Origin of the sequence: Streptomyces sp. NPDC018964 (assembly GCF_044390325.1) — a bacterium.
GTDB lineage: Bacteria > Actinomycetota > Actinomycetes > Streptomycetales > Streptomycetaceae > Streptomyces.
The window spans coordinates 117213-132462 of sequence record NZ_JBIRYZ010000001.1 but is presented as its reverse complement, the minus strand read 5'-3'; the positions used below and the strand labels follow the sequence as shown (position 1 = coordinate 132462).

Annotated in this window: 5 protein-coding genes; 4 read left to right on the top strand and 1 reads right to left on the bottom strand. The window is 72.9% G+C overall.

Annotated features, from left to right (window positions below):
* Nucleotides 1-233 precede the first annotated feature (233 nt).
* Entirely contained in the window at nt 234-6272 is a 6039-nt protein-coding gene (locus ACH5AO_RS00515) for an AAA domain-containing protein (protein WP_398920263.1), read from the top strand.
* A gap of 103 nt (nt 6273-6375) precedes the next feature.
* Here the strand turns inward: ACH5AO_RS00515 and ACH5AO_RS00510 are convergent, their stop codons facing one another.
* Complete coding sequence (locus ACH5AO_RS00510; protein ID WP_398920261.1) at nt 6376-8547, bottom strand: UvrD-helicase domain-containing protein; 2172 nt, start codon at nt 8545-8547, stop codon at nt 6376-6378.
* Nucleotides 8548-8724: 177 nt separating this feature from the next.
* Between ACH5AO_RS00510 and drmA the strand changes: the two genes are divergently transcribed.
* The 3 genes from drmA to drmC are packed head-to-tail and all read left to right on the top strand — an operon-like array spanning nt 8725 to nt 15196.
* A complete protein-coding gene (gene drmA, locus ACH5AO_RS00505; protein WP_398920259.1) occupies nt 8725-12543 on the top strand; it encodes a DISARM system helicase DrmA in 3819 nt (1272 codons plus the stop codon).
* Entirely contained in the window at nt 12540-14435 is a 1896-nt protein-coding gene (gene drmB / locus ACH5AO_RS00500; protein WP_398920257.1) for a DrmB family protein, read from the top strand. Before drmA ends, drmB begins: the two co-directional genes overlap by 4 nt.
* Nucleotides 14432-15196: a DISARM system phospholipase D-like protein DrmC gene (gene drmC, locus ACH5AO_RS00495; protein ID WP_398920256.1), complete on the top strand. Its 765-nt coding sequence runs from the start codon at nt 14432-14434 to the stop codon at nt 15194-15196. Before drmB ends, drmC begins: the two co-directional genes overlap by 4 nt.
* The last annotated feature ends 54 nt before the right edge of the window (nt 15197-15250 follow it).

The window sequence follows — 15250 nt, the reverse complement described above, 5'->3', positions numbered from 1 at the left end:
CATAGTGGCTCACGAGTGTGAACTGAGTCAACATGTGTAACGACTTGTGTCGGTGGTTTGTGTGCGGTTTCATGGCTCGCGGTGAGGGTCGGCGGGCTACTGCTACCCTCGCCGCGTGTGCTCAGTTCACACTTGAGGCGGCGTGCTGGGAGGCGGAGGCGTGCTCGGGTGGGCCGGGGCGGAAGGACACCAAGCGGCCACGCATGTGGCTCCGGACAGCAATGGGGTGGCGCGTGAGCCAGCGTGAGTACGGCCTGGACGGCGAGATGTGGCCGGTCGGATCCGACTACCGGTACGACGACGGGCTGTACGTGCGCGTGGACGACGTCGTGCCGTACGAGCCGGCCGATCCCGAGGAATCCCACGGGTACCGCCAGGGCGACGACCTCGTCCGCTGCACGCTGTACCTGAGCAACGGAACGGCCCACCCCATCGACGTCGACGGCATCACCCTGCTCGTGCGCGGCGGGCCCTATGGCAAGACGGCGCGGCAGGTACAGGACTACCGGACCGAGCTGCTCGACGACCGGCTCGAAGGCACCCTGAGCAAGGGCCGCCGTATGTCCGCGACCTGGGCCTACAGCATTCCGGCGGGAACCGCCGCGGAGCTGGACATCGAGGTGCGGTTCCCCCGCGACCACGAGCGCGAGAGCGTCACCTTCACCACGGCGGGGGCCCTCGCGCCCGCGCCCGCACGGGCGGGACTGCTTCCCGACCAGGCCCCGCTGTTCGGCGAAGAGCAGCCGTCCCTGTTCGCCGGCGCCGACGACGACGGGGGCCGGGGAACGGCCCGTACCGCGCTCGGAGCCGTACCGTCACAGCCCACGGGGCCGGACCCCCGCCTGACCACGCCCCTCGTGACGCCGCCGGCCGGGCCCGCACCCCGCCCCCAGGACCTGTCCTCCGACGAGCTCGACGCCACCCGGGTCCGTCAGATCTTCCGGTTCCTCGCCGAGGCCGAGGAGTCCAAGACCCGCCCCGTCCGCACCCTCGACGGCGCCGCCGGCACCGTCTGGTTCGAGGAGCTGCCGGACGCCCCCGAGGTCGCCGTGATGCTCGACGGAGCCCTCGACACCGAGGAACCGGCCTGGCTGACCCTCGCCCGCCCCGAACGCGAGGACGCCCCGCACCCCGAGCCCCTGCTCGCACCCTGGGTCGACGAGACCCGCATACGCGACTTCAAGCAGACCCGCGCCCCGCACCTGCGCCGCCGGATCGAGCCGGAGTTCCCCGACTGGTCCCGGGGCATCCCCCTCGACAAGACGTACCACGAGCTCGACGACCACCCGAAGCGGGAGAAGATCGAGAAGCTGTACGCCGCCTGGGAACAGGAATGGCTCGCCTGGGCGGAGCGGCGGCGGGCCATCGACCCCGTCGTCAGGCTGTACGACCGGCTGCACAAGATGCACGAGGACGCCGCCAACCTGGGTGAGGCCTACGAACTCGTCCTCGGGCTCGGCCGGCTCACCTGGCAGACGACCAGCGGCCAGCGCGTGGAACGCCACCTCGTCACCCACCGCGCCACCCTCCACCTCGACCCGGCCACCGGCACCCTCACCGCCGCCCCCGACCCGACCGGCACCGGGCTGGAACTGGAAGAGGGCATGCTGGAAGGCGCCCAGCACGTGCCCGGCGCGGTGCGCGAGCAGATCGTCGACACACTGGACGGCGCCTCCGACGTCACCGACCCCGCACACCTCGACGCCGTGCACACCGCCCTGCGCAGCTGGACCAACGCGGCCCACAGCGCCGGCGGCTACACGCCGACCGTGGAACGCGCCCGGCCGCGCACGCTCGACGTACCCCAGGTGGGACTCACCCCCGCGCTCGTCCTGCGGGAACGCAACCGCCGCTCGACGATGGACGCCCTCAAGGCCATCGCCCGCCAGATCGACGCCGGCACACCCCCCACCGAACTCCTCGGCTACATCGCCGGCCGCGACGGAGCGCTGACCGCCGCCGACCTCGCCGCGACCGAGGACGACGGTACGCAGGCCGGCGCCGACGAGATGTACTTCGCGCTGCCCGCCAACGAGGAGCAGCGCACCATCGCCGAGCGCCTGCGCGCCAACCGGCTCGTCGTGGTGCAGGGCCCGCCCGGCACCGGCAAGACGCACACCATCGCCAACCTCGTCACGGACCTGCTCGCCCAGGGCAAGCGGGTCCTCATCACCAGCCACACCCCGCGCGCCCTGCGCGTCCTGCGGGACAAGCTGCCCGAGAGCATCCGAGACCTGTGCGTGAGCCGCACCGAGGACGGCGCGGCCGCCCAGCGGGAGCTCGAGGCGTCCGTGCGGAGGATCCTCGGCGAGTACGCCGGTTACGACCCGAAGGCCTCGCAGAAGGACATCCGTACGCTCCAGGCACGGCTCGCCGCGGCCCGGACGGCCCAGCAGACCATGCTGCGCGACCTCGCCGTACTGCGCGAACAGGAGACCCACCGCTTCGCGGCGGAGATCGGCGACTACACCGGCAGCCTCCAGGAGATCGCCGAACGCCTCACCGCCGAGGCGGAGCGCTACGACTGGCTCGGCCCTGTTCCCCAGGAGCAGCCCTCCGTCACCGCCGACGACGTGCTGAGGCTGCTGCACACCACGCGCGCCTGCACCCCGCACCACCAGGCCCTGGCGGCCGAGGTGCCCGGACCCTCCGAACTGCCCGCACCCGGCGACTTCGAGGAAGCCGTGTCGGTCGTGCGCTCCGCCGAGGAGGCGCACGAGGCGGTACGACAGGACCCGCTGAGCCTGCGCTACGACACCGCCGTACGCGGGATGGGCGAGGAAGAACAGCAGCGTCTGACGGCCGCCCTGGACGCCTTCTCCGCCGCCCGCGCCAGGGCCGCGTCCCTCGCCGCGGCCGCCGGCGCGTGGGCCGGGCCGCTCCTGGAGGAGGTGACGGCGGGACAGGACTGGCAGGCACGCAGCCGGCACGCCGCCGTCACCGACGCCCTCGCGGCGCTCGACTCCTCGCTCGCCACGCTGGGCACCGCGATGGTCAGCGGCCTGGAACAGCACGACCCGGCCGTCGCGCTCGGCCAGGCCACCACCCTGTACGACGGGCTGACACAGGGGCAGAAGCTGCGCGGGCCGCTCGGCACCCGCACGAAGCTGGCCAAGGCCGTCGGCGCGTTCGTGCAGGCCGTGCGGGTCGACGGGCGGACCCCCGAGGACCCCGCCACGGCGGCGGTCGTCGTCGCCCGGGTTCAGCTCGAACTGCGCCTGGCCCAGGTGGAGACCGAGTGGGGCACCCCCGCCGGGGCCTGGCAGGGCCACGGCCCGCGCCTGGCCCGGCTGCGGCAGGACGCCGACGTGCTCCAGGCCCTGCTCACCGTCGCCGCCGCCCGCACCGACGTGCTCACCGCCGCCGCCACCTCGCCCGAACTCGCCGCCGCCACCTGGCACGACACCTCGGTCGAGCACGCCGTACGCGCCCTGCTGCGCGCGGCGACCACACTGCGTGCCGCCGAGCGGTCGCGCAGGACCGTCACCGCCGCCGAGGAGCTGCTGCGCTCCTGGAACGACCGGCCCGGCGTGGCGCCCGCCGTCGCCCGCCTCCTCGACGCCGTCCGGGCCCACGACCCGCGGGGCTACCGGGAGTTCAGCGACGAGATCACCGAGGTGCGGGAGGCCGCCCGGCTGCGGGCCGAGCAGCACGCCGCGCTCACCCGCGTGAGCGAGGCGTTCCCCGCGCTCGCCGAGCGCGTCACCGGCACCCCGCAGGACACCGCGTGGGACGACCGGCTGCCGCTGCTCGCCGAGGCCTGGGCCTGGTCGGCATGGCGCGAGAGGATGGAGCGGCTCACCGACCCCGAGGCCGAGCGCACGCTGCGCCGGCGGCTGACGGAGGCCGACGACGAGGCGCGCATCGTGCTCGCCCGGCTCGCCGCCGCCCGCGCCTGGCACCGCTGCCTCGGACTGCTCACCGGCGACCAGTCCCGCGCCCTCAGCGCCTACCAGCAGGCCGCCCGCCGCATCAAGGGCAAGTACCAGCACCGCTACCGGCGCGACGCCCAGGCCGCACTGCGCAAGGCGCAGACGGCGGTACCCGCCTGGATCATGCCGCTGCACCAGGTGGCGGAGACCGTGCCGATGGACCGGCCCGGCCTGTTCGACGTCGTCATCGTCGACGAGGCCAGCCAGTCCGGCCTCGAGGCCATGCTGCTGAGCTGGCTCGCCGACCGGATGGTGATCGTCGGCGACAGCAAGCAGGTCAGCCCCTCCAACGTCGGCCTCAAGCAGGACGAGTACTTCCACCTGCGGGACCGGCTGCTCACCGCGCTGGAGCCGGACGTCCGCAGCCTCTTCGGCCCCGACTCCAGCTTCTTCGACCTCACCGAGGCGCTCTCCGCCGGCCGCGGCACGCTCATGCTCAAGGAGCACTTCCGGTGCATGCCGGAGATCATCTCCTTCTCCAACGACCTCTGCTACAACGGCCGGCTCCAGCCGTTGCGGCAGTACGGCGCCGACCGGCTGCCCCCGGTCCGCACCGTGCACGTCGAGGGCGGGGAGGCCCTCGGAGGCAACGACCGGCTGGTCAACACCGCCGAGGCCGGGGCCCTCGTCGACGCGGTCGTGCGCTGCTGCGCCGACCCCGCGTACGAGGGGAAGACCATGGGCGTCATCAGCCTCCGCGGCGCCAAGGGACACCTGACGGAACTGGAGAACCTGCTCGCCGAACGCCTCGACTACGAGCAGCGCGAGGAGCGGCGGATCCGGGTCGGCGACGCCGAGGACTTCCAGGGCGACGAACGGCACGTCATGTTCGTCTCCTGCGTCAACTCGGCCACCACCGCCGCCGGGACCGTGCCGGGCGGCTTCAACGGCAAGACGTACGAGCAGCGGCTCAACGTGGCCGCCTCCCGCGCCAAGGACCAGGTGTGGGTGTTCCACAGCGCCCGGCCCGAGCAGTTCCACGAGAACGACCTGCGCCGGCGGTGGCTCGACCACCTCACCCGGCCCGCGGAGGAGGACACCGTCGCGGTCGAGGGCGAGGTGCTGCCCGACGTACGCCACGAGGCGTTCGACAGCCTCTTCCAGCAGCAGGTGTACCTGGAGCTGACGGCCCGGGGTCACCGGGTGCGGCCCGGCTACCGGGTGGGCCGCCACACCATCGACCTGGTCGTCGAGGGCGGCACCCGCAGGCTCGCGGTCGCCTGCGACGGTGACGCCTTCGCCGACGGCGAGGACGCGTCCACCGCCGCCGCCCGCCAGCGGGACCTGGAACGCGTCGACTGGACCTTCGTCCGGATCCGCGGCAGCCGCTTCCACCTCGACCGCGAGCAGGCACTCGCCCCGCTCTGGACGGAGCTGGAACGACTGGGAATCGAGCCGGTACCCGCGGGGCAGGTCCCCGCCGGGCAGGTTTTCGCGGGGTCGGCTTCCGCAGGGTCGGTCTCCGCCGAGCGGGTCCCCGCTGGGCAGGTGCCCGCTGGACAGGTCTCTGTGGGGCAGGTGCCCGCTGGGCCGGTCTCTGCGGGGTCGGCTTCCGCAGGGTCGGTCTCCGCCGAGCCAGTCCCCGCAGGGCCGACCTCCGCCGAGCCGGCCCTCGCCGAGCCGGAGGAGCCCATCTCTCCCGCCGGGGCGGAAGACGCACGGCGCCTGCCCGCCGAGGGGCCGGACGACGACGGAGCGGGGGAGCCGGGGGAGGGCGCTCACGCGCCCGGCCGGAGCGCCGGGCACGGCGTGGTGACGGAAGCGGAGGCGGTCTTCACCGCCGAGAAGCCGGGCGAGCCCCGGCCGGCCCCGGAGGCCGTGCCCGCGGCGGAAGCGGTCACGGAACCCGCGCCCGGTCCGGTGGACCCGGCCCCGCGGAGTTCCCTGCCCGTCCGGGAGATCCCCGCCGCCGCCTTCCAGCGGCTGGTGCGCGAGATGCAGGGGCTCCAGGCCGCCATCGACTCCCCGGACGAGATGCCCGTGGACGTGGACCCGGCGAACCTCGTCTTCCTCAGGAAGACGCAGGCCGACCAGCGTGAGCGCCGCACGAAGCGGCTCGGCTTCCTGCGGACCTTCCTCGACGCCGTACGGGTCGGCCAGGAGGAGGGGACGCCGAGGGCGGTGCACCCCGGCGCGCTGCTCGTCCTCGAGTTCGACGGGCGGATCGACGACACGACCCTGTACACCGTCGCCGAACTGCCCACCGACGACGCGGAGACCATCTCCCCGTCGTCACCGCTGGGCCACGCGCTGATGTGGCAGCCGACGGGGCGGACGATCTCGTACGACGCCTCCCGGGGAAAGAGCCACGAGGTCGTCGTCCGGGAGATCCGGGCCTGACGCCCGCCGGGCGCCGGGCAGCGGGAGCGGAGCCTCCCGCCGACGACGGCCCCGGCGCCCCGGACCCGGAGCGGGGTCCGGGACACCGGGGCCGTCGCGCGTCTCAGCCGGTCACCGGATCCAGCAGGCGGCTGCGCTCGCCGCTCCACGAGATCGCCAGCGCGTCCCGCGCTCGGGTGCAGGCCACGAACAGCAGGCAGTGCTCGGCCAGCAGGTCCGACCGGTGCTGGACGGGATCCACCTCGGCGGGTGTCACCTGCGGGGCGAACGGCAGCACGTTCGACGTCACGCCCACCACGGCCACGCACCGGAACTCCAGTCCCTTCATCGCGTGCATGGTGGCCACCCGGACGCCGGAGACGTCCGGCCCCGGGTTGTCCTTGACGGCGACCGCCGGGACGCCTTCCCGCCGCAGGCGGGTGATGACCGCGTCGACCAGGGTGTTGAAGCGGGCGCACACCGCCACCTCCGATGGCTTGACCCCGTCCTGCTCGATCCAGGTGCGCACCTGCGCGACCAGCGCCCGCAGTTCCTCGTCCTGGCTGCCGTGTCCGCGCGCCACCGGAACGCGTCCGTGCAGCTGGGACCGGTAACCGCGCAGGGAGTCCCGGCCGCCGTCCTCGTCGTCGTCCTCACCGAGCCTGCCCACCGGCTGACCGTCGAGCAGGGACGCGGACCAGCGCAGGATCTCCTCCGTGCTGCGGTAGTTCAGACGGAGCCGGGAGGCGCGCCCCCGGACGTCGATCCCCAGCGAGCGCAGCGAGACCCGGGAGTCGTAGATGCGCTGGTGCGGGTCGCCGACCAGGAACATGTCGTCGGCCCCGGGGGCGACGCAGGCGCGCAGCACCCGCCACTGGGCCGGATGCAGGTCCTGCGCCTCGTCCACGACGACATGCCGGTAACGCGGCGGGCCCTCGGCCAGGATCCGCGCCGCCTGGTCGCACAGCTGCGTGTACGTGGCCGAGTCGCGCGAGGCGAGGTCCGCCGTGAACCGCTCCATCACCCGCCACAGCCGGGCCCGTTGCACCCGGCCCACCTGGGTGCCGCGTCCGCGGCGCACACAGCGCAGGTACTCCTCCGGCGTGCGCAGCCCCTGGGCCAGGACGACGTTGCGGAACTCCTGGGACAGGAACTGCTCCGTCCAGGGCAGCTCCTCGCGTGCCACGGCACGGGTCCAGGCGCTCTTCTCCGCCGCGGCCGACAGGGGCTTCGGCGAGCTGCCCCGCGCCTCCCGGACGACCCGCGCGGCGAGCGAGTCCACCGTCGTGACGTCGACGCGCTCCAGCAGAGGGGCGTCGGCGTCACCCAGCAGCAGCGCCAGACTGTCCCGCAGGGCGACGGCCATGGCGTTGGTGAAGGTGGTCAGCAGGATCCGCTCGCCCTCCCGGCCGGTGCGCAGCAGGTGCCGTACGCGGTGCAGGGCGACCACCGTCTTGCCGGTGCCGGGACCGCCGGTGATCTGGGCGGGGCCGTTGAAACCGGGGTGGTGGGCGTAACGGCGCTGAGCGGGGTGGAGGAAGATCCGCCAGCGGGTGAGGTCCTCGGCGAGGATGCGTTCCAGCTCGCCGGGGCCCGTCACCTCCACGATGCGGTCGGAGGTGTTGAGGATCGCCTCGGTGAGGGTGACCGCGGGCCGTTCCTCCGCCGTGCGGACGGTCTGTCCGCGCGGCGCGATCAGCTGCTCCCAGACGTCCTCGGGGGACTCGCCCTGCGCCAGGAACCACAGCACCTCGTACTGGTCGGCGGGCATCATCGGCGGTGCCATGACGGCCAGGTCGTCGGCCGTGACGCAGACGCGGGCCAGCTTCAGCACCTGGTCGTCGACGCCGAGGTCGCGCAGCACGGTGTCGGAGTGTTCCTGGAAGAGGCGGGTGGGAGTGGTGTCCGCCTTGGTCTCGAAGTAGGTCTCCATCTGCTCGAGGGCCTCGACGTTGCGCACCTCCACCCCGCGGGTGGCGCTGTTGACCGAGTAGGCGCGCTTGCAGGCCCAGTTGATCGCCTCGTCGTGCGGGGCGACCCGCAGGAGCATGAACAGCTCGCTGCCGTCGTCGGGGGCCAGGAGGACACCCCGGTGGAACTTGGTGACGCGTATGGTGCGGATCCGGGGGTCGCGTGCCCGCTCGAGCTTCTCCAAGTGCATGCCCTTGCTCGCGTGGAGCTGGGGGACGGTCATGCTGCGGAACATCTGGATCGCGTCGCCGACCTCCTTCTGGACCGGTCGCTGCAGCGAGATGAGGTCCGCGACGAAGTCGTCGGAGAGAGCGAGTCGGGGCATCGGCGTCCTCGGTGACGGGCGGGCTGCGGTCGGAGCCAGCCTAGAGACCGCGGCCGGCCGGAGCGACAGAGCGTCCCCTGCTCGTTGTGTGAACTGTGTCAACGGTCTATTCTTCGGGTGCAGTCACCCTCCTGCCACCGTTCGTGCTCATCGGAACCGTCCGGAAGGACCCACCGCATGCCGGCCCAGCCCGCCCAGGCCGCCGTCCCGCACCCGCTCGACGAAGTACCCCAGACGTTCCGCGCCGGGGACTCGTACGACGTGCGCGACGAACTCGTGACCTACATCCGCCGTGATCTGCTGGGCCCCTGGGACGGAGAGACCGAGACACTGCCGAGCGCCTCCTCCGGGCCGCGCGACCGGTACCTCGTGGGCATGCTCGGTCCGCGGCCCCAGGACGTCACCGCCGACCGGATCGCGCTCACGGCCGCCCAGAGCGCGGACGGGGAGTCGGGCGACGAACAGGAGGGGGACGACACCGAACTGCAGGACCGGCTGACCCCGCAGGCCGCCGGCCACATCTGGGCCTCCTCCATGGGGTTGTCCTTCACCGTTCCCGCCTCCGTCGGCACGCTCACCGTCACCGTCCGCTGGGGGCGCTACACCCAGTCGGAGGAGGCCACCGACCGCGGCACGACCCGCAGGGTCTGGTCGCGCGAACCCGTCGAGCACCCGGTGGACATCGACGTGACGGACCTGGCGGACCGGACCGTCGCGCTCGAAGGGGGAGCGGCCGTCCTCGACGTGCAGGTGCGCAGGCACTCCGGCGGGACCGAGGACCTCCGGGTCGTCGAACTGGCCCTGGTGAACCGGCAGCAGGACAGCCGCGAGGCCCGCGACGCCCACTGGCTCTTCCAGACCGAGATCGAGGTCACCGCCTTCCCGGACGACCAGGCGGCGGTCTTCCTCCCGGTCGACGACCCGCTCGATCCCGCCCACCGGGGCAACGGCGCGGAGGACGCCGAGGAACGCCGGCTCCGGCTCCTCTACCGGGACAGCCTCAGCCACGCCAAGGGCCGCAACGTCGCCGTGCACGCCCAGGTGCGGGACGGGGAACGCAACGCCCACCGGCTCACCACCACCTGGCTTCCCGACTACGACGTCCGGGCCACCACCGCACCCACCGTGGAGGAGCAGGACCTGCTCCGCGGCCTCGAACTCGGCATGGACGAACTCGCGGCCCTCGCGGTGCCCGCCCGCCGGAGCGAACTCAGCGCCGCGCTGGCCCCGCTCGCCGACGGCTACGGCACCTGGCTCGACCAGCAGCGCCGCAAGGCCCGCTCGCTCCCCGACGACCTGCGCGCCTCCGCCGACGCCGCCATCGACCAGGCACTGGACATCTGCGACCGGATCACCCTGGGCATCGACCGGCTCGTGGCCGACGACACCGCCCTGGAGGCCTTCCGGTTCGCCAACCGGGCCATGGCGCTCCAGCGCCGCAACACCGCCATCGCCGCGGCCCGCGCGGGACGCGAGGACGACCGCGCCTCCTACCGGGAGGCGTACGACGAGGTCCACGCCAAGGGCAAGGAGGGAGCGAGCTGGCGCCCCTTCCAGCTCGCCTTCGTCCTGCTCAACCTCGACTCCCTCAGCCGGCCCGGACACCCCCACCGCGGCACCGGCCGCGAAGCCCTCGTCGACCTGCTGTTCTTCCCGACCGGCGGCGGCAAGACCGAGGCCTACCTCGGCCTCGCCGCCTACACCTTCGCGCTGCGCCGCCTGCAGGGCACGATCGGCACGGGCGCGGAGGCGCACAGCGGCGAGGCCGGCGTCGGCGTCCTCATGCGCTACACCCTGCGCCTGCTGACCGCCCAGCAGTTCCAGCGCGCGGCCGCCCTGGTCAGCGCCTGCGAAGTGCTGCGCCGCGAGGAGTTCGCACGGGACGTCCGCTGGGGCGCCACCCCGTTCCGCATCGGCCTGTGGGTGGGAACCTCCGTCTCCCCGAACTGGTTCGACCAGGCCAAGGAACAGATCGCCGAGGCCAAGGAGAGCGCGAGCGACAAGCACGCGCGCGTCCTCCAGGTCCTCACCTGCCCCTGGTGCGGAAGCGGACTGACGGCCCGCTCCCACATGGAGTACGACGAGGGGCGGCGCCGCGTGCTGCTCTACTGCCCGCGCGGAGAGGGGGAGGACCGCTGCCCCTTCTCCCGGCGGGAATCACCCGGCGAGGGCATCCCGGTGCTCACCGTCGACGAGGAGATCTACCGGCTCGCCCCGTCCCTGCTGATCGCCACCGTGGACAAGTTCGCCCAGCTGCCCTGGAACGGGTACGCCGGCCTGCTGTTCGGCAGGGTCACCGAGCTGTGCCCGCGCCACGGCTACCGCCACGACGACCTCGACGCCAAGACCGGCTGCGGGAGCCGCCACAACGCCCGGGGCGACCTGCCCGGCGTCACCGCGCAGCCGGTGACGCGCCTGCGGCCCCCGGACCTGATCATCCAGGACGAGCTGCACCTGATCTCCGGCGCCCTCGGCACCACCGTCGGCCTCTTCGAGTCCGCCGTCGACCAGCTGTGCACCTGGAGCTTCACCGACGCCCAGGGGCGGCGCCACGAGACCGGACCCAAGATCGTCGCCTCCACGGCGACCACCAAACGCGCCGCCGACCAGGTGCTCGGCGTCTTCGGGCGCAAGGTCGCGGTCTTCCCGCCCCAGGTCCTCGACGTCGGGGACACGTTCTTCTCCCGGCAGGTCGAACTCAGCCGCACCGCCCCCGGCCGGCGCTACCTGGGCGTGTGCGCGCACGGCACCCGCCTCAAGGCCGCCGAGATCCGGGTCGCCGAGATCCTCCTCCTCGCCGGGCAGCAGCTCTTCGACGACTACGGCACGCCGGCGGACCCGTACATGACCCTGGTCGGCTACTTCAACGCGACGCGCGAACTCGCGGGCATGCGGCGCTACATGGACGACGACATCACGACCCGGGTCCGCTCCAACGGCAGCCGCAGGGGCCGGGCCACCCTGGCCGACCGGATCGTGAGCCGGACGGGCATGCTCGGCATCCAGGAACTGACCTCACGCATCTCCTCCTCCGACATCGGCGCCGCCCTCAAGCGCCTGGAGACCGGGTTCGACCCCGAACGGGACACCTCGCAGCGCCGACGCGCCTTCCTGCGGGAGTACGCGGTCGCGGCGAAGGAGAAGCGGGAACCCCGCGCGGCCATGACACCGATCGCCCGGCAGGCCGTGGACGTCGTCCTCGCCACCTCCATGCTCCAGGTCGGCGTCGACGTCTCACGGTTCGGCCTGATGCTGGTCGTCGGCCAGCCCAAGAACACCGCCGAGTACATCCAGGCCTCCTCGCGCGTCGGCCGTGACGCCTCACGGCCCGGCCTCGTCGTCACCCTCTACAACTGGTCACGCCCCAGGGACCTGGCCCACTACGAGGACTTCGAGCACTACCACGCCACCTTCTACCGGCAGGTCGAGGCCCTCTCCGTCACCCCGTTCACCCGGCGCGCCCTCGACCGGGGCGTCGCCGCCACCTACGTGGCGGCACTGCGCCAGGCGGCCCACGACACCTCGCGTAACCTGGACGCCCACCACGTCGACCTGGACGGCCCCCTCGCCAAGGACGTGGAACGCAGACTGCTGGAGCGCGCCGAACGAGTGGGCGGCGAACTGCCCCGCCAGTACCTGAGCGAACGGCTGGACCGGCTGAAGGACGAATGGCGCCGCAAACGGGACGAGAACAGCTCGGCCCTCGGCTACCGCAAGGAGAAGCACAAGACCACCGTCGTCAACGGGCTGCTGAGGCGGGCCGACGGATCCCGGTGGACGGAACTGACCGTCGGCATGTCGATGCGCGAGACGGAGAACGAGATCAACCTCCTGCTGCCCGGCGGCGAAGCCTTCCTCGACAACCCCTCGGGCGGAGGCCCGGACTGGAACTTCGGGGCGGCGGAGACCGAGACCGACCCCGATCTCGCGACCACCGTGGACAGCGACGAGTACGGGACCACCACCGCGGACACGCCCAGGAAGGCACAGCGATGAACGCCAGGAGCAACCGCCGGGTCGGGGCCGTCCGCCCCAGCCACCTCATGTTCACCGCCGGCGTCGGCTCGCTCGTCGACCTGCCGAACTTCTCCGTCCTCGTCAGGGGCCTCGACGCCTGGAGCTACAACGGCATCACCGGCTACGACATCGACGAGCCCCGGCTGCGCGCCGCCGTCAACCGCTCGCTGCAGCGCTACGGGCGCGGACAGATCGAGCAGCTGCGGGCGGCCCCCTGGCTGGAAGGCGGGGACACGGACCCCAAGGGCTGGGCGGCGCAGGGAGTCGGCGTGCCCGTCGCGCCGTTCCCGCAATGGCTGCGCTGCACGGCCTGCAACGTCCTGGCCGCGGTCGACTCCGACGAGTTCACCTTCCTCAACGCCAACCCGCGCACCCCGCACGAGGCCAAGTTCGTCCACGACTGCAAGCGGGGCAAGCCGCCGCTCGCCGTGGCGGCCCGCTTCACCCTCGTCTGCACCGCCGGCCACCTCGACGAGTTCCCGTACACCCCGTTCGTCCACCACGGGCAGGCCTGCGCGAGGATGCCGCGGCCCAAGCTGCGCATGAAGGACCACGGGGGCAACCAGGCCGCCAACGTCACCCTCGAATGCGTCGCCTGCGGCGCGAAGCGCAACATCCGCGAAGCCATGGGCGAACGCGGCCGGCGCCACCTGCCCCACTGCCGGGGCCGCCACCCCCACCTGGGCACCTACGAAGCGAACGGCTGCGACCGGGACCCCGTCCTGATGGTCGCGGGAGCCTCCAACCAGTGGTTCCCGCTCACCCTCAGCGCGCTCGCCCTGCCCAAGGGACAGGGCGGCGACATCGACAAACTGCTCGACGACCACTGGCCGGAACTCGAGAAGGTCGAGGACCGCGGCGAACTCACCTTCCTGGCACGCCTGCCCCAGTTCGGGTTCCTCAAGGAATACGACGCGGACGCGGTCTTCGCGGCACTCACGGCCCGCAAGCAGGGAACGGACGGGCCGGCTCCGTCCGCCCCCGACGTCCAGGCCGACCTGTTCCGCCCCGAATGGGAGGCGCTCTCCGGCCCGGTCCCCCCGCCCAGCGACGACTTCGCCCTCAGGCCGGTCCCCGTCCCGGCCCCGCTGGACGAGCTCTTCGGGGACGTCCGCCAGGTCGAGCGGCTCCGCGAGGCACGCGCCCTCATCGGCTTCACGCGGCTCGACGCCCCCGACCCCGAATCCCCGGAGATCGCCACCCGCGTGGACCTGTCGAGGGGCACGCAGAACTGGGTGCCCGCCAGCGAGGTCCGCGGGGAGGGCGTCTTCCTGCGCGTACGGGACGACCTCATGGCGCAGTGGGTGGCGCGCATGGAGAAGTCGCCGCAGATGGAGGCCCACCGGGAGGCCTACGGCCGGTTCCGCGCCAACCGGAGGTCCGACCGCAAGACGAGCGACTTCGACCCCTTCCACGGCTGGCCCGGCGCCCGCTACATCGCCCTGCACACCCTCTCCCACCTGCTGATCCGCACCATCGCCCTCGAATGCGGCTACAGCTCGGCCTCCCTGGCCGAGCGGATCTACGCCGGCGACGAGCAGAACCCGAGGACGGGCATCCTGATCTACACGGCCGTCCCGGACTCCGAGGGCACCCTCGGCGGGCTGGTCTCCCTCGCCGAGGAACGCGAGTTCGGCAGGATCGTCCGCCGGGCCCTGGCCGACGCCGGGCACTGCTCGGCCGACCCGCTCTGCTCGGAGCGCCTGCCCCACGACCCGGGCGACTACCTCCACGGGGCGGCCTGCCACGTCTGCCTCTTCGTCTCCGAGACCACGTGCGAGCGCGGCAACCGGTTCCTCGACCGCCGCTTCCTCGTTCCGCTCTCCGGGGACAAGGAGCAGGTACTGACACCGGCCGGCCTGCTGCCGTGAGCCGGCGCGCGTTCGAGGCCGCCGCGGAATCCGCCGTGGCGGTCCTCGGCCTGTCCCGGAGCAAGGACCTCGTCGGTCTGCTGGCGCGGCGGAGGGCCAAGGAGCGTGCCCTGACCGAACTGACCGCACCGGGGGCCGACGCGGCCGTCGCGGACCTGTACGACGCGATGGAGAACGACGCGGTCCCGTTCGCCGAGGCGGCCGCCTACGTACGGGGATATGTCGCGGCCATGCTCAGTGCCCGGGACAGGGTGCGGGTCCGCACCGTGTGGAGCGGCCCCGCGACACCGGGCGTGCCGGTGCGGGCGACCGGCCAGGTGCTGGTCGACGTCATCGACGAGGCCCGGGACGAACTGCTGGCCATGACCTACGCGGCCCGCCCGTACCCGGCGCTGACCCGGGCGCTCACGGCGGCCGCCGGACGGGGCGTGAGGATCCACGTCGTGGTCGAGACACTGGCCGGCGCGAAGGGACTCCTCAAAGGACGGGAGCCGGCCGAGGCGTTCGGCTCCGTCCCCGGGGTGAACCTGTGGCACTGGGCCCGCGACCCCGACGGACGCCCTCCCTCACGCCAGCACGCCAAGCTCGCCGTGGCCGACCGCCGCACCCTGTTCCTGGGCAGCGCCAACCTGACCGAGTCCGCGGCCCACCGCAACATCGAGGCGGGCGTACTGGTGAACGGCGGCGAAGCACCACGACGAGCGGCGGAGCACATCGCGGAGCTGCAACGTCTGGGCGTACTGAGACCGCTCCGGCCGTGAACGGGCCGGGGCATGGGGACGGGGCATGCCCGCCACCGCCGAAGTCGCCGAGGG

Bases quoted from the DNA above. Each gene is read 5' to 3' on its own strand.
- ACH5AO_RS00510 (WP_398920261.1), bottom strand. From the start codon at position 8,547: ATGCCCCGACTCGCTCTCTCCGACGACTTCGTCGCGGACCTCATCTCG.
- drmA (WP_398920259.1), top strand. From the start codon at position 8,725: ATGCCGGCCCAGCCCGCCCAGGCCGCCGTCCCGCACCCGCTCGACGAA.
- drmB (WP_398920257.1), top strand. From the start codon at position 12,540: ATGAACGCCAGGAGCAACCGCCGGGTCGGGGCCGTCCGCCCCAGCCAC.